Raw genomic sequence first — 22,641 nt, forward strand, 5'->3', positions numbered from 1 at the left:
AGGGCGCACTGCGCGCCCTGATAGGATGGCGGGGCGTGTTAGCGCCCGGCTTTCAGCTTTTGGAAGTAGCTTTCGTACAGCGTGCTGGCGTCGCCGACGTCGTTTTGCCACTCGCCGTGCTCAATCACCGCCTTATCCGGGTAGAGTGACTTGTCGTTGGCGATCTCCGGCGACAGCAGCTTCTTCGCCGCCAGGTTCGGCGTCGGATAACCGATGGTTTCCGCCACCTGCACCGCGATTTCCGGCCGCAGCAGGAAGTCGATCAGCTTCAGCGCCCCCTCGACGTTGCGCGCGTTGGCCGGAATGGCCAGGCTGTCCATCCAGAAGATCCCGCCTTCCTTCGGCCAGACGATCTCCAGCGGCGTGCCGGCCTGGCGCGCCACGAAGGCCGAACCGTTCCACACCATACCGACGTTGACTTCCCCTTCCATAAACGGGTTGCCCGGGTTGTCGGAGTTGAAGGCCAGCACGTTCGGCATCAATTTCTGCAGTTCGTGGTAGGCGGCTTCGATCTCTTTCGGGTCGGTGGTGTTGCCGGAATAGCCCAGCTTGAGCAGCGCCATCTGGAACACTTCGCGCGCGTCGTCGGTCAGCAGCAGGCGGCCTTTGTACTGCGGCTGCCACAGATCGGCCCAGGACGTGACGGTAGAGGGCTCCTGCGCATCGCTGTTCACGCCGATGGCGGTGGCGCCCCAGATGTAAGGGATGGAATAGTCGTTATTAGGATCGAACGGCTTGTTCAGCAGGGCAGGATCGAGATCCTTGAAGTGGCTGAGCTTGCTCTTGTCGATTTTTTGCAGCATGCCTTCCTTGCTCATCTTGGCGATGAAGTAGGTGGAAGGCACCACCAGATCGTACGCGCCGTCTTTATAGGTCTTCAGCTTGGCGTACATGCTTTCGTTGGATTCATAGGTGGAATAGATCACCTTGATGCCGGTTTCCCTGGTGAACTGCTCCAGCAGCCCCGGCGGGACGTATTCAGTCCAGTTATAGAAATACAGCGTTTTGCCGTCAGAGGCGTTTGCAGAGCAGAAACTCAGCGCCATCATCCCGGCTGCGAGCAGATGTGACCACTTTTTCATGCAGCGTATCCTTCAGCAGTAATGAGCCGAACCCGTATGGGCAAACCGTTTGGCGGCCGCGCCATACCCCAGAAAGGGGCCATTATAGGGGCCGGGGCGGGGTGGGTAAAGGCGGTTATCCCAGCGGCAAATCAGCGGGTTAACCGAGCCTGGCCGATCAAAAACGGCCGCAGTCATATCACTGCGGCGAATGAAAGAGGCGGGCGCCACCGCGCCCGGCGGCAAGGGTTACTCGGCCTTGGGCGAGCGATCGCGCATCACCCACTGGCTGGCGATCACCAGCACCAGCGACAGCAGCAGCAAAATGGTGGCCAGTGCGTTGACCTCCGGCGAGACGCCGACTTTGACCATCGAGTAGATCTTCAGCGGCAAGATTTCGTAGCTCGGCCCGGTGACGAAGGAGGAGACGACCACGTCGTCCATCGACAGGGTGAAGCTCAGCAGCCAACCGGCCGCCACCGCCGGCATCGCCAGCGGCAGGATGATTTTGCGCAGAATGGTGAGCTCGCTGGCGCCAAGATCGCGCGCGGCTTCCAGCATCTTCACGTCGAAGCCTTTCAGGCGTGCGTAGACGGTCACCACCACGAACGGCAGGCAGAAGGTGATGTGCGAGAACAGCAGCGACCAAAAACCGAGCGAAATGCCGAGCAGCATGAACAGCACCAGCAGCGAGATGGCCATCACGATATCCGGCGACATCATCACTACGAACAGCATACCACCGACGAACGGCTTGCCGCGGAAGCGATAGCGGTACAGCGCCACCGCGGTCAGCGAGCCGATCAGCGTGGCGAAGGTGGCGGAGAGCACCGCCATGGTCAGCGAGTGGCCGGCGGCCTGCAGCAGGCTGTCGTTATTCAGCAGCGTGCTGTACCACTGAGTGGTGAACCCTTGCCAACTGATGCCGAAACGCGAGGCGTTGAAGGAGTTGACGATCAGGATGACGATCGGGATATACAGATAGGCGTATACCAGCGTCATAAAGCCGCCGCGCAGCAGACGTCCGATCATGCCAGATCCTCCTTCTTGTTCAGCAGGCGAGCGGCCCGGTAGTAGACCAGCAGCAACAGCCCCATCACCAGCGTCAGACAGATGCTGGTGGCCGCGCCGAACGGCCAGTCGCGGATATTGAGGAACTGGCTTTTAATCACGTTGCCGATCAGCAGATTCTTGGCGCCGCCCATCAGATCGGCGACGAAGAACAGCCCCATCGCCGGCAGCACCACCAGCAGGCAGCCGGCGATAATGCCCGGCATGGTCAGCGGCACGATGATGCGGATAAAGGTCTGCAGCTTGCTGGCGCCGAGATCGCGCGCCGCCTCCAGGCAGGACTTATCGAGTTTTTCGATGCTGGAGTAGAGCGGCATCACCATAAACGGCAGCAGGATATATACCAGGCCGAGGATCACCGCTTCCGAGGTGTACATGATGCGCAGCGGCTTGTCGATGACGCCGATCCACAGCAGCGCGTCGTTGAGATAGCCGCGGGTGCTGAGAAACAGCTTCAGGCCGTAGATGCGGATCAGCGAGTTGGTCCAGAAGGGCACGATCAGCAGAAACAGCAGCAGCGGCCGCACCTTCTGCGGCAGCCGCGCCAGGATAAAGGCGAACGGGTAGCCAATCACCAGGCAGCACAGGGTGGCGATCAGCGCCATGTTCAGCGAGTGCAGCAGCACCTGGGCGTACAACGGATCGAACAAGCGCCGGTAGTTGTCCAGCGTGAACACCATCTGCACCAGATTGGCGTCGTCGCGGGTCAGGAAGCTGGTGGCGATGATCATCAGGTTCGGCATGAACACGAACAGCAGCAGCCAGGCGACGACGCCGACGATCACCACATTCTGGAAGACTTTACGCGATTTCTTCATCGGCCAGCACCACCTCCCAGCTTTCAACCCAGGTCACCGCCATCTTCTGGTTGAGCGAGTGGTCGACGTCCGGATCGTCTTCATTGAAGAACTCGCTGACCATCACCGTCTTGCCGCTCTCCAGCTCAACCACTGACTCCAGCGTCATGCCTTTGTAGTTGCGCTCGCGCACGTAGCCGATCAGCCCGTCGTGCTGCGCGCTGTCGTTCACTTCTTCTACCCGCAGATCCTCCGGGCGCAGCAGCACCTTCAGCTTTTGGCCCGGCTCTACCGGCAGATCGGCGTAGATGTCGCACTCGCGGCCTTCGACGTTGGCGCGTACCCGCTGCGGATCGAGGCGCTGCAAGACCACCGCGTCGAAGATGTTGATCTCACCGATAAAGCTGGCGACGAACAGGTTCTTCGGCTCTTCGTAGATCTCACGCGGCGTGCCGTCCTGCTCGATGCGGCCTTCGCGCATCACCACGATGCGATCCGACATGGTCAGCGCTTCTTCCTGATCGTGGGTGACGAACACGAAGGTGATGCCCAGCTTGCGCTGCAGCGCCTTCAGCTCGTTCTGCATCTGTTTGCGCAGCTTGTAGTCCAGCGCCGACAGCGATTCGTCCAACAGCAGCACCTTCGGTTTGTTAACCACCGCGCGGGCGATAGCCACGCGCTGCTGTTGGCCGCCGGAGAGCTGGCTCGGCCGCCGCTTGGCGAACGCATCCAACTGCACCATGCGCAGCGCCTCTTCGACGCGTGGCGTCAGCTCCGCCGCCGGCACCTTTTGCATGCGCAGGCCGAAGGCGACGTTGTCGAACACCGACATGTGCGGAAACAGGGCATAGCTCTGAAACACGGTGTTGACGTGGCGATGTTCGGCCGCAATGGCGGTGATGTCCTGGCCGTCGAGCTCAATGCGGCCCCGATCGGCGTCTTCCAGACCGGCGATCAGGCGCAGCACCGTGGTTTTGCCACAGCCGGAGGGGCCGAGAATGGTGAGGAATTCGCCGTGGTTAATCGTCAAATCGAGATCGGCAATGATAGTTTTGCCATCGAACGCCTTGCTCAGGGCATGCAGTTCAACAAGGGGAGTCAGAGAGGATGTCTCAGTCATTTATCGTATTACTCTATCCCGTGGGCTAATGCAGATAGAACCGCAACTGGAAAAGACTGCCGGAGCTTGCGGGAACGCCCGCGATTCAAAATGAAGCTCAAACCAGTTGCGCCAATGGAAATTTTTCGAGCGCGCATGATAGACGCTGAATGCCGGAATTGAAAGCCGATCCGGCCCAGATGCCGCGTTTTTCATCATGATAGCGACAAATGACCCTGTGATGACAGTGTTATTTCCCTCAGAAATCATCACAAAGATTAATGATATTGGCGAATTCTGGTTAAAAATGACCTGACGCAATATTTGATCCTGATCGGTTCCGCATAATGAAACGCGATATTCTGAGGGGCCGCTACCATGGACAAATTACTTGACCGCTTTTTCAACTACGTCTCTTTCGACACCCAATCCAAAGCGAACGTAAAGCATGTGCCGAGCACCGACGGGCAGTTGAAGCTGGCGCGCGCGTTGCAGCAGGAAATGATCGCGCTCGGCTTCGAGCGGGTGTCGCTCAGCGAACACGGCTGCGTGATGGGCACCTGGCCGGGCAACGTCGCCTGGCCGGTGCCGGCGGTCGGTTTTATCGCTCATCTGGATACTTCGCCGGATTTCAGCGGCAAACACGTCAATCCGCAGATCGTCGAGAACTACCGTGGCGGCGACATCGCGCTGGGCATCGGCGATGAAGTGCTGTCGCCGGTGATGTTCCCGATCCTGCACCAGATGCTGGGGCAGACCCTGATCACCACCGACGGCAAAACGCTGTTGGGCGCTGACGACAAGGCCGGCATCGCCGAGATCCTCACCGCCATGGTGCGCCTGCGCGCGCGCAAAATCCCGCACGGCGACATCCGCGTGGCCTTCACCCCGGACGAGGAGGTGGGCAAGGGGGCGCAGCTGTTCGACGTGGCGGCCTTCAATGCCGAATGGGCTTACACCGTGGACGGCGGCGGCGTTGGCGAGCTGGAGTGCGAAAACTTCAACGCCGCCTCGGTGACGATCAAAATCCTCGGCAACAGCGTGCACCCCGGCAGCGCCAAGGGTGTGATGGTCAACGCGCTGTCGCTGGCCACCCGCATTCATCAGGCGCTGCCGGCGGACGAAACGCCGGAGACCACCGAAGGCTACCAGGGTTTTTATCACCTCAGCAGCATCAAGGGCAGCGTAGAGCGCGCCGAAATGCACTATATCCTGCGCGACTTCGAGCGCGAGGGGTTTGAAGCGCGCAAGCGCAAGATGGTGGACATCGCCCGCGAGGTCGGCAAGGGTTTGCCGCGCGATTGCTATATCGAAGTGAGCATCGAAGACAGCTATTACAACATGCGCGAACAGGTGGCGGAGCACCCGCACGTGATCGCGCTGGCGCAGCAGGCGATGCGCGACTGCGACATCGAACCGGTGATGAAGCCGATCCGCGGCGGCACCGACGGCGCGCAGCTGTCGTTCCGCGGCCTGCCGTGCCCGAACCTGTTCACCGGCGGCTACAACTACCATGGCAAGCACGAATTCGTGACCCTGGAAGGCATGGAACAAGCGGTGGCGGTGATCATGCGCATTGCGGCGCTGGCCGCCGAGCGGGCGCGGTAAACGCCTTTGTTCCCCGGCCGGCTTGCGCCGGCCCGCATTCCCTCTTCTGATATGCCTATGCCCGGCGGGGCTCAGTGGGCCTGCCGTTCTCTTAGCGTTCCCTACCTCATTGTTGTCGCCTTCACCACACAACCCGTGGTGAGGGTACCCCATTATCCTTCGATATAGAGTGCTGGTTATGCATACAGGCTTACTGTGTGCTTAACCGGTTTTACAGCTTCGGTGCGGTGAGCCCAGTGGCCTGGGAGTACTGCGGGAATGAGCGCTGTTAACCGCCATCAAACAGGACGTAAGAGGGGAACAATCATGGCAGAAGGAAAGAAAAATGCGCAGGTGATTAACGGCGTCAACGACGACATTACCGAGCTTAAATCATTGTCTACGCTGCGCCAGCGCGTGGTCAGCGACGGTGAAATCGTCTCCAAATCGGCCAATGGCTTTCGACTGGCAAATGGCAATACCGGGGTGATGCTGCGTAATGATGGACACGATTTTTATGCGCTGACGACGCCGGGAGGGCAGGCACTTAACGGGCAGTGGAATACCCTGCGCCCGTTCTCATTCAATTTGGCCTCTGGCCGGGTGGCGCTGCGCAATGGGGTGGATATTTCCGGTGGGGCGGTGGTTTCGCATAACGATGGCATTGCCGCAGTAACTACTGGACCCGCTTCCCTTATTAACGGTCAGACGTATAGTGCCCCTGCAATGAATACCAATTTCATTAGCGGCAATGTGACAACCACGATGGTGATGTCCACCCGTCTTGTAGCGGGAAAAGAAGATATGGGAGTGCTTGCCTATCGTGACGTTAAAGGGACATGGAATGAAATCCAGATAAGGCCAAACCATGAGCTATCGGTAGGGCAGTTGGTAAAGCGAAATGTCAATGGCTGGATTGTCGCAGCGGGAAATCAGACGGTTAATAACAATACAGAACGCACCACTAATGGCTTAAGCATTCAGGGGAATGGTGGCTTATTTGCCGAAACTTACCACCTTGAACGCATTGGGCAACACCAACTGATGGTGCTGCATGTCGGCAAAACAACTGGAGGTGAGGATGGGTGGTATGAGTTTCGTGAGAGGGGCAATGCCTACACCAACGGCGCCTGGCACAGCAGCTCCGATGCCCGCATGAAAACGGACATCACCCAAATTGCCGGCGCATTGGACAAGCTGGCCAATATTGGCGGCTACACCTACCTCAAACAGGGCGTGCCGGAGGCCGGGGTGATCGCTCAGGAAGTGGAGAGCGTATTGCCGCAGTCGGTAACCCAAACCGAATTGAAGCTCAACGACGGCAGCGTGCTGAAGGATGCCCGGGGCATCAATATCAACGGCGTGGTGGCGTTGCTGGTTGAGGCGCTTAAGGAAGAGCGAGCGGCCCGAGAAGGGTTGGAATCGCGGTTGGCGGCGTTGGAAGGCATGATTTCCAGCCAATAACGATAATAAAACGGCGATTTATTCAATCTCTGTGAGCTGGAAATAAAATTGAGCGTCCATCGACGCGGAAATATTTTTGCATGTCGACGTTTGCCAGACAGGGAATAAATCGCCTTCAGTGCATCTGAAGGAATAGTAATATCCAGGAGAAAATAATATGCCACAGGAACTGAATGGCCATGGCCCTACCGCCGGAGATTATATGGGCGGCAGCGGCGATAATCTCAATGCTCGACCTGATGGTTCGACGCCAGGCGGCTCGAACGGTAATGGCGGCAGAGACAGTAGCATCAGTGGGAACTCTCGGGAAGCCGCTAAGCAACGGCAGGTCAATGCTATCAAAAATGATCCTAACGTTAAGAATATACTGGGAAGCTTGCTGAAAATAAGACGAGCCCTTGCACCTTATGCCTCAGTATCTTTGACGGGGTTGGATGATAGCGGCAGATTGCAGGTTCAGGTCAATGACGTTCGCGCTGTTGATGAAATAGGTGTGCGTAACGCATTAAAGTCTGAGCCACAATTAAAAAATGTCATTGGTTTTGATTTTAATAAGTCTGGAGTGACCGGTTTTGTCGGTCATATTGATACTGGCCATAAGATCGGTAATTATCAGAGTGCACCCAACGGGAACAGTAATGGTAACAATTCTACCGCTGAAGATAAGGTGTCATTAGCCACCTATTCCGAGATGCTTAATGGAAAAATCCCACCGGGTTTCTGGCTTGATAATAATAGGGTGATGACTGAAATTACGGAACGGTATGAGATCAACGGAGGCGGAAAAGGGAGCGATCGCACAGGTTACCGGCAACGTAATGTCGAAGTGCCTTCTTTGACCTCGGCCTACCAACAATTTAAACAGGTAGAACGAGAAGTGGCTGAAGTGGCTCGTAAAGCTGAGGAGGCCCGTAAAGCTGAGGAGGCCCGAAAGGCTGAGGAGGCCCGAAAGGCTGAGGAGGCCCGCAAGGCTGAAGAGGCTCGCAAGGCTGAAGAGGCCCGCAAAGCTGAAGAGGCTCGCAAGGCTGAAGAGGCTCGCAAGGCTGAAGAAGCCCGCAAGGCTGAAGAGGCCCGCAAGGCTGAAGAGGCCCGCAAGGTGGAAGCCGCAAGAAAAGCGTTGTTCGCCAAAGCGGGGATTCTGGATGCACCGGGCTACTCCCCGGAAAAGCTAAAAGCGGCCAATGCGGCACTGGCTGCCGCAGGCGCCATGGTGCTTAACCGCGCGCCCGCGATGCTGCAAACGTCGACGGTCGGGCAAGGCGTGATGACGACCACGAGCGAACTGGCCGGCTGGGCAGCGAGCGCGTCGTGGCGGGCGGCTTATGAAGTTGGCAGTATACGCGCCGGCACCGTAGTCGCCGCCGGATCGGTGCTGGGGGCTTTTGCCCTCGGCTTCTACCCGACAGAGGCCGGAGCCGGGAGTGCCCAGGTGCCCGGGCGGGATGTCAATCTGTTTGCCCTCCAGGCGAGCCTGGCGGCGGCGGGCAGGGCGACCATCCAGCCCGGCATGACCTCGGTCGATTTGCCGGTGCGCGGATTTATCACCACCGACGATGACGGGAGACAGAGCGTCAACTTCGTCAGAACGGGCGTCGGCGGCGTATCGCCGAGCGTGCCGGTATTCAGACCCGTTCGCGATGAGCTGACGGGGCTGGACAAAATCACGCTGCCGGCGGTGGCGGGCACACCGGCCAGAACGATACTGATCAACCCGGTGCCGACCGGGCCGGCAGCGCCGGCGCATACCGGCAACGGCTCACCGGGGCCCAAATCGCCAGTGCATACCGGCACCGGCATCAGGCAGGCGGACAGCATCGTGGTCACCACCTTCCCGGCGGATGTGGTGCAGGATCTGCAAGATTTTATCCTGTGGCAGCCGGATGCGCTGGAAACCGGAGTTGAAGCTGTCTATGTGATGGTGCGTAGTCCGAGATATACTCCGGGTAAAGTAAGCGGCAAAGGACAGCAAGTGGGAGACGGCTGGTTGAATACAGCGGGGCAGGAACTGGGTTCCCCGGTTCCCAGCCAGATTGCGGATAAACTGCGTGGGCGAGAGTTTGCGAGCTTTGACGCGTTTCGTAAGGCGTTCTGGACTGAGGTGGGGAAAGATCCTGAACTGAGTAAACAATTTATTCCAGCTAATAAAAAACGAATGAGTCAAGGGTTGGCTCCACGTGCTAGAAATAAAGATACTGTTGGGGGGCGGCGTTCATTCGAACTTCATCATGATAAACTCATCAGTCAGGATGGTGGAGTCTATGATATGGACAATCTCCGTGTGCTTACACCTAAACACCATATTGACATTCATAGAGGTAAATAGTAATGGAACTGAAAAAAAACATCAGTGATTACACTGAAATTGAATTCAAAAAACTAATTGAAGCAATCATTAATTGTGACGGTGATGAGAAAACTCAAGATAACAACCTCGAGAGTTTTATCAATATTACTGAGCACCCTAGTGGTTCAGATCTGATTTACTATCCCGAAGGAAATAATAATGGAAGCCCTGAAGCCGTTATCGAAGAGATTAAGGAGTGGCGAACCAAAAATGGTAAGCCTTGCTTCAAACAAGGGTAACCGAGTTTAATCATTTTATGATTAATAAACGGTGATGAGCATTTCAACTGCGTCCAGCAAACTAGCGTTTGTTGGGCGTTTTTTTCGTATTTCAATCAACTAATCTAGCTGCCAGAAGGTGTTACGAAGCTCGAGTTAAACTCCGGGTAAAGTAAGCGGCAAAGGACAGCAAGTGGGGGACGGCTGGTTGAATACAGCGGGGCAGGAACTGGGTTCCCCGGTTCCCAGCCAGATTGCGGATAAACTGCGTGGGCGAGAGTTTGCGAGCTTTGACGCGTTTCGTAAGGCGTTCTGGACTGAGGTGGGGAAAGATCCTGCATTGGCGAAACAATTTGATCCCGGTAGCCTAGCAACAATGAAGAATGGGCGAGCACCATATGTTCGCAAAGCGGAGCGGGTAGGGAAAAGGGTTAAAGCTGAACTACATCATGTACAACCTATAAGAGATGATGGGGCTGTCTATAATGTAGACAATCTCAGCATTGTAACTCCTAAAAGGCATATAGAGATTCACTCTAAAAAATAGGTGGATAATATGGAAAATAAAATGATATCTGATTATACGGAAAAGGAATTTCTCGAATTTGTAAACGGAATTTATTATGACACTTATCCGACAGAAGAATCGCATATTAATGCGGTTATGGAGTTCGAGAGATTGTCTGAACACCCGTCAGGTTCTGACTTGCTGTATTATCCAGAGAACGGAAATCAGGGCCCTGAGGCTATAGTTAAAGTTATCAAAGAGTGGCGTGCCAAGAACGGGAAACCTAGCTTCAAACAAGGGTAACCGTGTCTAATCGTCTTATGATGATTAAACGGTAATGAGCATTTCAGCAGCGTCCAGCAAACTCGCGTTTGTTGGGCGTTTTTCGTATTTCAATCAACTAGCCTGGCTATCAGAAGGTGTCACGAAGTTTGAGTTAAACTCCGGGTAAAGTGAGCGGCAAAGGGCAGTAAGTGGGGGCGACTGGTTGCATAAAGCTGATCTGGAACTGGTTTCTCTTGCTCCAAGCCAAATCCCCAGTGCATACCGGCACCGGCATCAGGCAGGCGGACAGCATCGTGGTCACCACCTTCCCGGCGGATGTGGTGCAGGATCTGCAAGACTTTATCCTGTGGCAGCCGGATGCGCAGGAAACCGGAGTTGAAGCTGTCTATGTGATGGTGCGTAGTCCGAGATATACTCCGGGTAAAGTAAGCGGCAAAGGACAGCAAGTGGGGGACGGCTGGTTGAATACAGCGGGGCAGGAACTGGGTTCCCCGGTTCCCAGCCAGATTGCGGATAAACTGCGTGGGCGAGAGTTTACGAGCTTTGATTCTTTCAGAAGTGCTTTCTGGAAAGCAGTTGCCGCAGATCCTGAGTTAAGTAAACAGTTTGGTTCTGATGACATGGAGCGTTTGAAACTGGGTCGAGCCCCAACAGTCAGGTTTAAAGATTCAGTAGGCAAAAGAGTTAAGTATGAGATTCATCACCGGGACGAAGTGGCGAAAGGTGGGGAAGTTTACAATGTCGATAACCTTAATGTGGTGACACCTAAGCGACATATCGAAATTCATAAAGGAAAGTAAGATGACGATTAAAAACATTTCTGACTTTACAGAGAATCAATTTATTGATTTTGTAAGGAGGATAAAAGAAGCCGATTTTCCTACAGAAGCAGAGCATGATGATGCTATTTATCAATTTGGTCAGTTAACGGAACACCCCGATGGCTGGGATCTCATCTATCATCCGGCTTCTGGCGCGGATAACTCAGCGGAAGGGGTAACTAAGGCAGTTAAGGAATGGCGTGCCAAAAATGGCAAATCTGGCTTCAAACAAGGGTAACCGTGTCTAATCGTCTTATGATGATTAAACGGCAATGAGCATTTCAGCTGCGCCCAGCAAACTAGCGTTTGTTGGGCTTTTTTTCGTATTTCAATCAACTAACCTAGCTATCAGAAGGTGTTACGAAGCTCACCACCTTCGGGGCGTTTTACTCGTCAGCAACTGGATAAAAAGTACAAGCACGCGAGTGACTTTGGTGTTGCGGATACCAGAAAAAACAGAGAGACTCTGACTAAATACCGCGATGCGCTCGAGGCCCATTTGAATGATAAGGACACGGTTGAGAAAGGGACTTATAGACGAGAAAAAGGATCTAAGGTGTTTTTCAATCCTAACACAATGAATGTTGTTGTTTTAAAAGAAAACGGCGATTTCTTATCAGGGTGGAAGATAAATCCAGACGCAGATAACGGTAGGATATATTTAGATACGGGGGATTTATGAATCGGATGGCAATTATTGATCTGGCTAAGAGTTTTCTAAGAAAAGAGGTCGGTGCATTGGAGTTCTCCGAAAAAATATGTGTAGAAAGACGTATGCTCTACGGGGTTAAGGATCAGGATAGAAACGTTATGAATTGTGGGGAAGAGCTATTTATGATAGCTGAAGTTTACAATCCTGATTCAGAACGTGCTGATTATGAACTTGATGATGCCGGATTGCGTGCCGCAGTTATAACGACACTAGAAAAATTCAATTTTATCTGAACACTTATTAGGATAGGTGCTCTCGTAGATTTGAAATTATCTGGGTATTGGGCAAGGTAAAAAGAACCGCCTTCATAGTGACAGAATAGTTAACAAAAGTGACCCTAACGCCCAATAGACGAGAGTCTATTGGGCATTTTATTGTTTCGTAACGATGGCAAGGAAGTGAAGAGCTAATTTAATAGCGGTTACTCGGTTACCCTTCAAGGTCCGGCATCAGGCAGGCGGACAGCATCGTGGTCACCACCTTCCCGGCGGATGTGGTGCAGGATCTGCAAGACTTTATCCTGTGGCAGCCGGATGCGACGGAGATTGGTGTAGAGGCCATCTATGTGATGGTGAGTAAGCCCAGAAAAGGGGTAAAAGATTACGGACATGACTATCATTCCCCTCCCAAAACGGAGAGTATTAAAGGGTTAGGAGAACTAATACCTGTTCCAGGTAAAACGCCGAAGCAAGGCGGTACTGGGCGCCGTAATCGTTGGAAGGGAGATAAAGGACGTAAGATTTACGAATGGGACTCGCAGCATGGTGAGTTGGAAGAGTACCGAGCCAGTGATGGTTCCCACCTTGGTGCATTCGATCCTAATACGGGGATGCAGGTTAAAGGCCCTGATCCAAAGCGAAATATTAAAAAATATCTATGAGAGGAAATTATGGGGCTAAAATTACATATTCAGTGGTTTGAAAAAAGCTCTGAAGAATTTCAAGGTGAAGAGTACTCCAAGGATTTAGGGGATGATGGTTCGATCATTGAAAGTTTGGGGATACCGTTAAAAGACAACATTAATAATGGGGTCTTTGATGTTGAGAAACTGTGGGTCCCTTTGTTACAGCCTTATTTTTATAATGGGATTGTGCTGGATAGATATTTATATCAAATCTCTTTCGATTATAATGATAATTGGTAGTTCAATAAATGATTTCTAATCAGGGTGACAGCGAGATACTTGACCGTTAAATAGGGTTTAAAGTATAGATTGTTAGTATGGTAATAGAGTGTAGGATAATAAATTTTCTGATAATTTTTTAATCGACATCCAATAAATGAAAGTTTGTTGGATGTTTTTTTATATTTTTTTGAATCAGATAATAAAAATAGGTTCTGCGTCAGTGCATAATGCGCTGGAAACCGGAGTTGAAGCTGTCTATGTGATGGTCAGTGATCCGTTGGACTCGGGGCGTTTTACGCGTCAGCAACTGGATAAAAAGTACAAGCACGCGAGTGACTTTGGTGTTGCGGACACCAGAAAAAACAGAGAGACTCTGACTCAATATCGCAATGCGCTCGAGGCCCATTTGAATGATAAGGACACGGTAGAAAAAGGGACTTACATAAGAGAGAAAGACTCCAAAGTCTTTTTTAACTCAAGGACCAATAATGTTGTTGTAATTAGACGTGATGGATATTTCTCGACGGGAATGAAATTAAGCCCTGGGACGCCACAGTATAAAAACTATATGGAAAAAGGAGTGTTGTTATGAGTATGAGGTTGATTGAAATCGCGCAGGCATTACTCGACTCTAAATTAACCGCTGATGAGTATGAGTCACAGTATCTTAATGTGTGGAGAAAAGAACGCGATGACGGGACATTAAGAAAAGATAGTAATGATGTTGGGTATTGTGCAGCAGAGCTTTTCAGCTTGGCTGATTGCTATACATCTTCTCCAAATCGGGATGGTAGCGATTTGGATGAGAATGAACTCAAGATAGAGGTAAAAAAAACGCTTGAGAAGTATAATTTTCTCAAAAAAGAGTAAGTTCTATATATTTTGTAAATAAATAGACACGCTCTGCCATCATGACGATGAGAAAGAGGGTTTTCTTAGCACCCAGTAAAGAAAGTTTATTGGGTGCTTTTACCTACTCATGTTTGCTTATGGTGGGCATTAGTATTGTAGTCCGATATTCTAATATTGCTGATTTAGATGCGTCGAGACGTTAGCTTATCTGGAAATCTGCAGTGATAGATGCTGTCAGGCCAGAAAGAATGTCCTTTTAACATAGCGCATTTTTATTTTTTGGCACTAGCAACCCCTATGCATACGGGGACGGTAGTGACATCAAATATCGATAACGTACAGCGAATCAGATGGCCTGCATCACCCCGGTTATTCACATGATGGAGGTTTTTTGGGATACGCTGACCTTACTTATAGCCACTCGAATTTAATGGGGTGTTAACCGCCCGCTATACAAAATGCAGTAACCAGGTCTGCAACGTTCCACTCTTTGGTATCCGATACCTGACCATCGCCTATTTCGATTAGGCGCAATTCGCCATTGGCATTTTTGGCGATATCGATCGAATAAAAAGGCGTTTTAATACGCGATGCGATCTGATGAACGATGGCCGGTATTTCGCCATCGGCGGAAAAAACCTGGCCGTTTAGCGAAAAGTATCGGCGCTCACTGTCGTCAATCAAGTTTTCAAAGCGTCTTAAGCTAACGCCGCCTTCAAGCTCCCCTCGGTAATGCGCAATCAGTTTAATAACCTCTCTGATTTCAGCGGCATTGTGAGCTACCGAGCCTCGGGATGTGGTCAGCGATTTCACATAATCCTTAACAAAGTAAGCGGGCCAACAAAGTTGGGTGACCAGAGTGTCGAAATCTGTATCAGCCGTGGTGAGCACGGTCTCTGCGGTATATGACTTACATGGCTCATACCAGCCGGTTATATGATGATTACGCAAATAGTCATCCGGGGACTCAAGCATTTCCCCTCCATTAGCTGCTACCGTACGGTGCAGCTGGCGATACTCCTCTGCATTCAGCATCCAACCACGCCAGATTACCGGTATGCCTGGTTCAAAGCGGCCCGAAAAACGGGTTTTTCCTAATGCTGCGGCTTCTGAGGAAAGTAGAAAGCAGCGTATTCCTCTATCTTTGACGCAGGTAAATTCCTCGGCAAAATTTTCATCCGGTCTGCCTTGGTTTGAATAATCATCAGGATAAATAATTTGCATGGATAACACCTTGTATTAATTAGTATTGTAAATAATTCAGTGATGGCCTTAAAAAATAACGTCAGTGGGGCTGAGAAGCAATGGTTTGTTTGATTTTATGTGATATGCATTATTTTCAAAATAATAATGATAGGGGCATTCGTGTGGTGGATAAATTGAGGTCTCGATAGAAACGTATTGTTGAGGGCGGGCCAGCTTTTGCACCCTAAAGAAAAGGCCCGCATAAGCGGGCCGGTATACATGTTCAGTAGGCGCCGTCGCCCCGAGAACTCAGTCGTTAAAGTACCAATACCCGCTGTTGACCAGCGCGGTCAGCAGCGCCAGGAACGACGGGTCGTCCACCGCGTCGCCGAGCAGGGCGGCGTCGACGCTGAAGTTTTGGCACAGGGCGTCTGCGGCCTGCAGCTGGTCGGTGTCGATCAGCTCGCCGTTGACGAAGCAGCGATCGCCGACGCGCAGCACGCGCAACCCGCCCAGGCGCTGCAGCGCTTCACCCTGTTGCAGCAGCTCGTAGATTTCCCCGGCCTGATACGGTGGCTCCGGCGGCGCCAGATCCAGCTCGTGGCGCGACTGAGAGATGAACTCGCCGAACCAGTGCTGGAAGTGTTCCGGCTGTTGCACCAGATCCAGCATCATCTGCCGCAAGGCGTCCACTTCCTGCGGCAGGATCTCCGCCGGGTGTTCGCGCAGTTTAACGTCCGGATCGCCGTAGCGCTTGCTGCCCAGCTCGCGCGCCAGCACGTAGTCGGCGAAGCCGCTCACCAGCTCGCGGCCGTTCGGCGCGCGGAAGCCCACCGAGTAGTTGAGCGCGTTTTCCAGCGCGTAGCCTTCATGCGGGAAGCCCGGCGGAATGTAGAGAATGTCGCCCGGCTCCATCTCTTCGTCGATGATGGCGTCGAACGGTTCCACCTGCAGCAGATCCGGATGCGGGCAGTGCTGTTTCAGCGGCGTTTTTTCCCCGACGCGCCAGCGGCGGCGGCCGGTGCCCTGAATGATGAACACGTCGTACTGATCGAGGTGCGGGCCGACGCCGCCGCCCGGCACCGAGAAGGAGATCATCAGGTCATCCATCCGCCAGTCCGGCAGTTGGCGGAACGGGCGCATCAGCGCCGCGGAAGGCTCATGCCAGTGGTCCACCGCCTGCACCAGCAGCGACCAGTTGTTTTCGCTCAGGTGGTCGAAGCTCTCGAAGGGGCCGTGCGCAACCTGCCAACGGCCGTCCTGGTGGCTGACCAGGCGGCTGTCCACTTCGTTTTCCATCGCCAGCCCGGCCAGCTCATCCGGGGAGATCGGATCGATAAAGTTTTTGAAGCCGCGCTTGAGAATCACCGGACGCTTTTGCCAATAACGTTGCAAAAAATCGTTCCAGTCCAGGTCTAATTGATAATCCATGTTCTATTCCAGGAGAGAGGAGTGAGCCTGAGTGCGATTATAACGGAAGTTTGGCCCCGTGGATCGGGGCCGCAGAGGCATAATTTACTCGTTGTGGTGGGTGTCGTGCTGGCGGGCGAAGGTGACCTGCATGCGCGCGCCGCCGAGCGGGCTGTCGCTGATGACGATTTCGCCGTCGTACTGCTCGATGATCTCCGCCGCCACCGACAAACCCAGGCCCTGGCCGGGGCGCAGGGTATCCACCCGCTGGCCGCGCTGGAAGATCAGCTGGCGCTTGCTTTCCGGGATCCCCGGGCCGTCGTCGTCGATGACGATGGTGAGGTTTTTCTCGGAGTGCAGTGAGGTGATCTCAACAAACTCCAGGCAGTATTTGCAGGCGTTTTCCAACACGTTGCCCATCACTTCCATAAAGTCGTTCTTCTCGCCCATAAAGGTCACCTCTGGCGAGATGTCCAGCGTGATCACCACCCCCTTGCGCTGATAAACCTTGTTCAGCGCCACCACCAGGCTGTCGAGCAGCGCCGGTACCGAGTGGATCTCGCGCGTCAGCACCGTTTGACCGGAGTTGATGCTGGCCCGGTGCAGGTAGTAACCGATCTGCTGCGAGATGCGGCCGATCTGATCCAGCATGATCGGCTCGGCTTCTTCGATGGTGGTCTGCTTGCCGCTGCGCAGCGAACGCAGGGTGCTTTGCAGCACCGCCAGCGGCGTTTTCAGGCTGTGGGTCAGATCCGACAGGGTGGTGCGATACTTGGTGTAACGCTGGCGCTCGTTACGCACCAGAATGTTCAGATTGCGCACCAGCCCACGCAGCTCGCTGGGCGGATTTTCGTCGAGCTGATCGCGTTCGCCGTTCTCCAGCTCGCCCACCTGATTGACCAGCGCCTTGATCGGCCGCAGGCTCCAGTAGGCCGCCAGCCACAGCAGCGGCACCACCAGCAGCAGGTTGGCCAGCAGCACATAGCTGAACCACTCCCACACCACGTCGGAGCGCTGCAGCTCCTGCGGAATGCTGTCGACCACCACGATGGTCAGCGCCGGCAGGCGTGCCGTGGCGGCATAGGTGTTGACCGCCACCGAGTGGGTCAGCGCGTTCTGATCGGTATCGTCGTAATTTTTAAGCTGATCCTGCGCTTTGGGGTTATCCCCCAGCACTTCACTGCTGACGCGGGTGTCGGTGTCGATTTCGTAGAAGCCGGACTCCTCCAGCCACTCCTTGTTGATCAGCTTCTCCAGCTCCGGCACTTTGCGCTGGCTCCACAGCAGGTTGCCTTTATCGTCGTAGATAAACACCAGCGTGGGGAAGTTGAGATCAATATCGGGGGGAATGGCGATGGTGAGCTTGTTGTCTTTCCACTGCGCCAGGCTGAAGAACAGGTTGCTCTCACCGCGCAGCAGGCGGAAGGCGGTCTTGTCGAAGCTGACAATATAGCCGACGACCGCCACCAGGCCATAAGAAAGCGACAGCGCCAGGATCACCCCGGCGGTCGCCATCAGGAAACGGGCGCGCAGCGAAAACGGCTTTTTATCCTTGTTGAACATCATGTTCACTTCGCGTCAAAACGATAGCCCTGGCCACGTACCGTGGTGATCACTTCCTGCGGGTATTCCGCCTGCACCTTTTTACGCAAGCGGCCCATCAGCACGTCGATGGTGTGGCTTTCGCGCAGTTCGGCGTCCGGGTAGAGCTGCAGCATCAGCGAATCCTTGCTCACCACCTTGCCGGCGTTGCGGATCAGGGTCTCGATGATGGTGTATTCAAAGGCGGTCAGCTTGATCTGCCGATCGTTGACGCTCAGCTCGCGGCGCGACAGATCGATCTGGAACGGCGGCAGAACGATCACCTGCGAAGCCAGGCCGCTGTTGCGGCGCATCAGCGCCTGCATGCGGGCGATGACTTCTTCCAGGTGGAACGGTTTGGTGACATAGTCGTCGGCGCCGGCTTCCAGCACCGCCACTTTGTCCTGCCAGCTTTCGCGGGCGGTCAGCACCAGGATCGGCAGCTTGGTCTGGTGTGCGCGCCAGCGGCGGATCAGGCTCAGGCCGTCTTCGCCCGGCAGCCCGAGATCGACAATGGCGATATCCGGCGCGTGTTCCTGTAGGAAATAATCGGCTTCCTTGGCGTCTTCGGCCGCATCGACCTGATGGCCCATCTCGCGCATCTGAACGGCAAGGTGGTGGCGCAGTAAACCATTATCTTCAACAACCAGTACTCGCATGGCGAACTCCTGTGACTATGCGGGTGAACGTCCTGTCACCCACGCGATAAAAGGGAACACGCTCTGCGGCGTGTCAGGGGATAGCGTGCGGCCACCTGAACCATTTTGACAAAAAATGCTGAGGCTATGGTAGGTATAACCCGCCCGGCCCGCAAGAGAGCCGAAGCAATGTAGTAAAATAAGCGCTATCAAGTTGTTCGCCGACATTATCGATAGGTTCTGGTAAACGTCGGATAAACAGCGGCGGGGCAACGTTAAACACAACTTAAACGCGTCGGGCATTGGCTGCGCGATGAAACGATGAACAACATTGCCGACAGGATCAAAAGGTACTAATAAGGTATTATCATCCCATCAGCACACTTTCAGGAGCGACGGATGAAGCAGTTAACCCAGGAACAACGCATAGCGGGCGCATTTTACGGGCAGATGCTGGGCGATGCGCTCGGCATGCCTTCCGAGCTGTGGCCGCGTGAGCGGGTTAAACGCCACTTCGGCTGGATCGAGGGCTTCCTCGATGGGCCGGCGGAGAACACCGCCGCCTGTTATTTCAAGGCCGGGCAATATACCGATGATACCGCGATGGCATTGGCGCTGGCCGATGCGCTGCTGGAAGCGGAAGGCGAGGTGGTGCCGGAACTGATCGCCCGCAACGTGATCCGCTGGGTGGACAGTTTTGACGCCTTCAACAAGAACATTCTTGGCCCCAGTTCCAAACTGGCGCTGAGCGAGCAGAAAGCGGGCACGCCGATCGCCGAGTTGGAAAACAACGGCATCACCAACGGTGCGGCGATGCGCATTTCACCTTTGGGCTGCGTGCTGCCGTCCGCGCCGCTGGAGGATTTCTGCCGGCAGGTGTGGCTGGCCTCCAGCCCGACGCACAAATCCGACATCGCCGTTGCCGGCGCGGTCGCGATTGCCTGGGCCGTCGCGCGGGCGGTGGAGGGGGCGGACTGGGCCTCCATTCGCCTGGCGTTGCCGGGGGTGGCGGAGTATGCCCAGCGCCGTCAAGAGACGACGTTTAGCCCCTCGCTGGCGGCGCGCATCGAGCTGGCGTTTCAGGTGGTGGATGAAGCCACCGGCACCGAGCGGGCCGCCGAACGGGTGTATCAGCTGATCGGCGCCGGGGTGAGCACCATCGAGTCGGTGCCGGCGGCGCTGGCGATGGTGCAACTGGCGCAAACCGACCCGACCCGGTGCGCGGTGCTGTGCGCCAATCTGGGCGGCGACACCGACACCATCGGCGCGATGGCCACCGCGATTTGCGGCGCGCTGCACGGCGCAGAGGCGATCGAGCCCGGGCTGCTGGCAGAGTTGAAACGGGTGAATCCGCTGGACGTCGAGGCTTATGCGCAGGCGTTCGCGCGTTTTCGCCGCCGTCGGCAGGGCGAGGCGTAAGCCGCCGCGTGACGCAGCGGATCAGCTTTCGCTGGTAAATTCGTACATGTCGCTGCGGCAGAAGCTTTCGCTGTATTCGATCGGTTTTTTATGGTGGTCGAACAGCGTCTGGCGCACGATCAGCAGCGGCATCGGTTCCGAGAGCTGCAGCGCTTGGCGGATGTCGTCGTCGGCCATCGCCGCGCTGACCTGGCTGCGCAGCGATCCCATCTCAACCTTATTGCGCCGGAAGTAGTCGTACAGCGAAATGCCGATCTCGTCGACGTTGGCAATCGCTGCCACCACCACGTAGGACACCGCCACCGACATCGGCCGCCGATCGATCAAGTGAATGCGCTTGAGTTTATAGATCGGCGTTCCGGGCGCCAGCTGGAGCTTTGCCGCCAGTTCGGCGCCGGCGGGCATCCGTTCGCGGCTGATCCATTGCGTATCCGGCCGGCGTCCCTGCTGTATCACCTCGCGCGAGAAGCCTTTGACGTCCGCCAATGAATAGAACAGCTTCGGCTCGGGCCGTTGCGGTTGGATAAAGGTGCCGTAACCACGCGAACGGCCGATGATGCCGTCCTGCTCGAGGCAGGCCAGCGCTTTGCGTACCGTGATGCGCGAAATGCCGAGTTGTTCGGTGAACAGGCGCTCGCTGGGTAAAAAATCCCCCGCATTCAGCAATCCTTGTTCGATGGCCTGGCGCACCGAGGCGTTGAAGCGCAAATACAGCGGCATCGCGCCCGCGCTGGCCAGATCCTGCTGCAGTTTGTCCAGCAGACGCTGGTTGGTCTCCTTGCTCATAGCCGGCGGAAGTCCTGTAGCCGTAATGCGATGGCCTATTTAAGGGGATTTCGCCGGGCAGTGCAACTGCCGCCGACGACCCGGTGAAATGAGGTAGAGTAGTGTGTCGGCCCCCTGAACCTGGAGAAACCCCACCCCCTATGAGCGACACCGCACAACTCGCGCACGACGCGGCGATCCTGGCCGCCTTCGCGCAGCAGCGTCGGCAAGGCCTGACCCGGCGTTCGGCGCTGCATCAGGCCCTGTTGCAACTGATTGCCACCGGAGAACTGCCCTGGCGGACCAAGCTGCCGCCGAGCCGTGCGTTGGCGGCCCGATTAACGGTGGCGCGCGATACGGTGGAACAGACCTACGCGCGGCTGGAGGCGGAGGGGTTCATCAGCCGAACGGTGGGGCGCGGCAGCTTTGTACGCTATCGCTGCGACACGCTGCTCGGCCGTGAACTGCTGGCGACGGCGACGGGGCAAGAGGCGCGGCTGGCGGAGCGCGAGCTGAGCGATCGCGGCCGGGCGCTGCTGGCGGTCAGCCATACGCCGCATACCTGCCGCCGGGCCTCGCTGACGCCTTCGCTGGCGGATCTGCGGGCGTTTCCCATCGAGCAGTGGCTGCTGCGGGAGAAGCAGGCGCTGCGGCGGCACGGCGCACGGCTGTTGGGGTATGCCGATCCGCAAGGGCTGCCGGAGCTGCGCGCGGAGATTGCGCTCTACTTGCAGCGGGAGCGGGGCGTGAAGGCCACGGCGGAGCAGGTGATCGTGGTGACCAGCTCGCAGCAGGCGCTGGCGCTGTGTACCCAGGTGCTGTTCGATCCCGGCGATGCGGTGTTCGTCGAAGAGCCGGGCTACCAGGGGGCGAAAAAACTGGTGCAGTCGGCGGGGCTGCAGGCGTGGCCGATCGGCATCGATGAGCAGGGGCTGGACGTTGGGCAGCTGATGCAGGCCTCGGGCGGCGGGCGCGGGGTTTACCTCACGCCGTCTCATCACTATCCGCTGGGGTATTCGCTGAGCCTTGAGCGGCGGCTGGCGCTGTTGCAGTGGGCGCAGCGCCGGCGGGCCTGGATCATCGAAGACGATTACGACGCCGAGTTCAACTACGATCGGCAAACCAAGGCGGCGCTGCAGGGGCTGGACAGCGGCGGGCGCACGCTGTACATCGGCACCTTCAGCAAGACGCTGTTTCCGGGGCTGCGCATCGGTTTCGTGATTGCGCCGCCGCAGCTGGTGCGGCCATTGGTCGCCGCCAGGCAGTTTCAGGACGGCTACACCTCGGCGCTGGCGCAGATGACGCTGTTCCACTTCCTGCACGAGGGCGGCTACGCCGAGCATCTGCGCAATATGCGCACGCTGTACAAGGCGCGGCTGGAGGTGCTGTACGAGGCGGTGCATCGTCACCTGGCGGCCTGGACGCGCCCGGCGCTGCCGCAGGGTGGGCTGCAGCTGGTTTGCCCGTTGGCGGATGCGGCGACGGAGCGGCGGCTGGTGGCGGCCGCCGCCGAACGGGGAATACGGCTGCACGGTCTGGCGGACTTCTACACCGGCACGCCGCAGCGTGGGGCGCTGGTGCTCGGCTTCTCGGCCTATACGCCGGATGAGATCGTGCGCTTTATCGCCACGCTGGCGCAGGTGTTCAACGCACTGCCGGTGGAAAGCGACGGCTAAAATTGGTCTGCTCCGTGTTTTG

At 55.8% G+C, this 22,641-nt stretch carries 23 protein-coding genes and 2 pseudogenes; 16 read left to right on the top strand and 9 right to left on the bottom strand.

From position 1 onward, the window contains the following. Nucleotides 1–38: 38 nt before the first annotated feature. The 4 genes from potD to potA all read right to left on the bottom strand — a co-directional run bounded on the left by potD (nucleotide 39) and on the right by potA (nucleotide 4,049). On the bottom strand, nucleotides 39–1,082 hold the full coding sequence (potD, locus tag M6G53_RS13080) for a spermidine/putrescine ABC transporter substrate-binding protein PotD (protein WP_253332024.1): 1,044 nt from the start codon (nucleotides 1,080–1,082) through the stop codon (nucleotides 39–41). Between the two features lie 228 nt (nucleotides 1,083–1,310). After that, a complete protein-coding gene (gene potC / locus M6G53_RS13085) occupies nucleotides 1,311–2,093 on the bottom strand; it encodes a spermidine/putrescine ABC transporter permease PotC (protein ID WP_253332026.1) in 783 nt (260 codons plus the stop codon). Next, nucleotides 2,090–2,950: a spermidine/putrescine ABC transporter permease PotB gene (potB, locus tag M6G53_RS13090; RefSeq protein ID WP_049272004.1), complete on the bottom strand. Its 861-nt coding sequence runs from the start codon at nucleotides 2,948–2,950 to the stop codon at nucleotides 2,090–2,092. Before potB ends, potC begins: the two co-directional genes overlap by 4 nt. Beyond that, on the bottom strand, nucleotides 2,934–4,049 hold the full coding sequence (gene potA / locus M6G53_RS13095) for a spermidine/putrescine ABC transporter ATP-binding protein PotA (protein ID WP_253332028.1): 1,116 nt from the start codon (nucleotides 4,047–4,049) through the stop codon (nucleotides 2,934–2,936). The genes potB and potA overlap by 17 nt, the downstream gene beginning before the upstream one ends. A 357-nt stretch (nucleotides 4,050–4,406) precedes the next feature. Between potA and pepT the strand changes: the two genes are divergently transcribed. The 14 genes and pseudogenes from pepT to M6G53_RS13165 all read left to right on the top strand — a co-directional run bounded on the left by pepT (nucleotide 4,407) and on the right by M6G53_RS13165 (nucleotide 13,963). After that, nucleotides 4,407–5,636, top strand: coding sequence for a peptidase T (gene pepT, locus M6G53_RS13100; protein ID WP_193169191.1), 1,230 nt, complete (start codon nucleotides 4,407–4,409; stop codon nucleotides 5,634–5,636). Between the two features lie 306 nt (nucleotides 5,637–5,942). Then, nucleotides 5,943–7,079 carry a tail fiber domain-containing protein gene (locus tag M6G53_RS13105; protein ID WP_253332030.1) on the top strand — a complete coding sequence of 379 codons (1,137 nt, stop codon included), beginning with the start codon at nucleotides 5,943–5,945 and terminating at the stop codon, nucleotides 7,077–7,079. Between the two features lie 157 nt (nucleotides 7,080–7,236). Further along, nucleotides 7,237–9,402 (top strand): pyocin-S2/colicin E7-DNase domain-containing protein, encoded by a 2,166-nt coding sequence (locus M6G53_RS13110; RefSeq protein ID WP_253332032.1) that lies wholly within the window; start codon nucleotides 7,237–7,239, stop codon nucleotides 9,400–9,402. A gap of 2 nt (nucleotides 9,403–9,404) precedes the next feature. Beyond that, on the top strand, nucleotides 9,405–9,662 hold the full coding sequence (locus M6G53_RS13115; protein WP_042784274.1) for a bacteriocin immunity protein: 258 nt from the start codon (nucleotides 9,405–9,407) through the stop codon (nucleotides 9,660–9,662). Between the two features lie 157 nt (nucleotides 9,663–9,819). After that, a pseudogene (locus M6G53_RS25590) lies at nucleotides 9,820–10,188 on the top strand (HNH endonuclease signature motif containing protein); the annotation flags it as partial. Nucleotides 10,189–10,197: 9 nt separating this feature from the next. Next, a complete protein-coding gene (locus tag M6G53_RS13125) occupies nucleotides 10,198–10,452 on the top strand; it encodes a bacteriocin immunity protein (protein WP_253332034.1) in 255 nt (84 codons plus the stop codon). Nucleotides 10,453–10,667: 215 nt separating this feature from the next. Further along, the gene (locus M6G53_RS13130) at nucleotides 10,668–11,234 is read left to right on the top strand and encodes a pyocin-S2/colicin E7-DNase domain-containing protein (protein ID WP_301286208.1); all 567 of its coding nucleotides are present in this window, start codon (nucleotides 10,668–10,670) and stop codon (nucleotides 11,232–11,234) included. Nucleotide 11,235: 1 nt separating this feature from the next. Then, nucleotides 11,236–11,493: a bacteriocin immunity protein gene (locus M6G53_RS13135; RefSeq protein ID WP_049273089.1), complete on the top strand. Its 258-nt coding sequence runs from the start codon at nucleotides 11,236–11,238 to the stop codon at nucleotides 11,491–11,493. Between the two features lie 117 nt (nucleotides 11,494–11,610). Continuing rightward, nucleotides 11,611–11,937, top strand: a complete 327-nt coding sequence (locus M6G53_RS13140; RefSeq protein ID WP_253332036.1) for a colicin D domain-containing protein — start codon at nucleotides 11,611–11,613, stop codon at nucleotides 11,935–11,937. Nucleotides 11,938–11,942: 5 nt separating this feature from the next. Next, nucleotides 11,943–12,200 carry a colicin immunity domain-containing protein gene (locus tag M6G53_RS13145; RefSeq protein WP_226873076.1) on the top strand — a complete coding sequence of 86 codons (258 nt, stop codon included), beginning with the start codon at nucleotides 11,943–11,945 and terminating at the stop codon, nucleotides 12,198–12,200. A 209-nt stretch (nucleotides 12,201–12,409) separates the two neighbouring features. Continuing rightward, nucleotides 12,410–12,847, top strand: a pseudogene (locus tag M6G53_RS13150) (colicin E3/pyocin S6 family cytotoxin); the annotation flags it as partial. Between the two features lie 9 nt (nucleotides 12,848–12,856). Further along, nucleotides 12,857–13,111 (top strand): colicin E3-like toxin immunity protein, encoded by a 255-nt coding sequence (locus M6G53_RS13155; protein ID WP_049272261.1) that lies wholly within the window; start codon nucleotides 12,857–12,859, stop codon nucleotides 13,109–13,111. A gap of 151 nt (nucleotides 13,112–13,262) precedes the next feature. Beyond that, complete coding sequence (locus tag M6G53_RS13160) at nucleotides 13,263–13,685, top strand: colicin D domain-containing protein (RefSeq protein WP_253332038.1); 423 nt, start codon at nucleotides 13,263–13,265, stop codon at nucleotides 13,683–13,685. Further along, a complete protein-coding gene (locus tag M6G53_RS13165; RefSeq protein ID WP_060456918.1) occupies nucleotides 13,682–13,963 on the top strand; it encodes a colicin immunity domain-containing protein in 282 nt (93 codons plus the stop codon). Before M6G53_RS13160 ends, M6G53_RS13165 begins: the two co-directional genes overlap by 4 nt. Nucleotides 13,964–14,383: 420 nt before the next feature. On the opposite strand, the gene M6G53_RS13170 is transcribed toward M6G53_RS13165, so the two are convergent. The 4 genes from M6G53_RS13170 to phoP all read right to left on the bottom strand — a co-directional run bounded on the left by M6G53_RS13170 (nucleotide 14,384) and on the right by phoP (nucleotide 18,780). Continuing rightward, complete coding sequence (locus M6G53_RS13170; protein WP_253332039.1) at nucleotides 14,384–15,169, bottom strand: ATP-grasp domain-containing protein; 786 nt, start codon at nucleotides 15,167–15,169, stop codon at nucleotides 14,384–14,386. Nucleotides 15,170–15,439: 270 nt separating this feature from the next. Further along, nucleotides 15,440–16,561, bottom strand: a complete 1,122-nt coding sequence (locus M6G53_RS13175) for a ribosomal protein uL16 3-hydroxylase (RefSeq protein ID WP_033638200.1) — start codon at nucleotides 16,559–16,561, stop codon at nucleotides 15,440–15,442. An 84-nt stretch (nucleotides 16,562–16,645) separates the two neighbouring features. After that, nucleotides 16,646–18,103: a two-component system sensor histidine kinase PhoQ gene (gene phoQ, locus M6G53_RS13180; RefSeq protein ID WP_253332066.1), complete on the bottom strand. Its 1,458-nt coding sequence runs from the start codon at nucleotides 18,101–18,103 to the stop codon at nucleotides 16,646–16,648. Nucleotides 18,104–18,108: 5 nt separating this feature from the next. Further along, a complete protein-coding gene (gene phoP / locus M6G53_RS13185; protein WP_253332041.1) occupies nucleotides 18,109–18,780 on the bottom strand; it encodes a two-component system response regulator PhoP in 672 nt (223 codons plus the stop codon). A 378-nt stretch (nucleotides 18,781–19,158) separates the two neighbouring features. Here phoP and M6G53_RS13190 point away from each other — a divergent pair, with 378 nt between their 5' ends. Next, on the top strand, nucleotides 19,159–20,178 hold the full coding sequence (locus M6G53_RS13190; protein WP_253332043.1) for an ADP-ribosylglycohydrolase family protein: 1,020 nt from the start codon (nucleotides 19,159–19,161) through the stop codon (nucleotides 20,176–20,178). Nucleotides 20,179–20,199: 21 nt separating this feature from the next. Here the strand turns inward: M6G53_RS13190 and M6G53_RS13195 are convergent, their stop codons facing one another. Then, the gene (locus M6G53_RS13195; protein ID WP_253332045.1) at nucleotides 20,200–20,964 is read right to left on the bottom strand and encodes a GntR family transcriptional regulator; all 765 of its coding nucleotides are present in this window, start codon (nucleotides 20,962–20,964) and stop codon (nucleotides 20,200–20,202) included. Between the two features lie 140 nt (nucleotides 20,965–21,104). On the opposite strand from M6G53_RS13195, the gene pdxR reads away from it, so the two are divergent. Further along, complete coding sequence (gene pdxR, locus M6G53_RS13200; RefSeq protein WP_253332047.1) at nucleotides 21,105–22,619, top strand: MocR-like pyridoxine biosynthesis transcription factor PdxR; 1,515 nt, start codon at nucleotides 21,105–21,107, stop codon at nucleotides 22,617–22,619. Nucleotides 22,620–22,641 lie beyond the last annotated feature (22 nt).

The sequence above is a fragment of the Serratia nevei genome (assembly GCF_024160145.1).
Classification (GTDB): domain Bacteria; phylum Pseudomonadota; class Gammaproteobacteria; order Enterobacterales; family Enterobacteriaceae; genus Serratia; species Serratia nevei_A.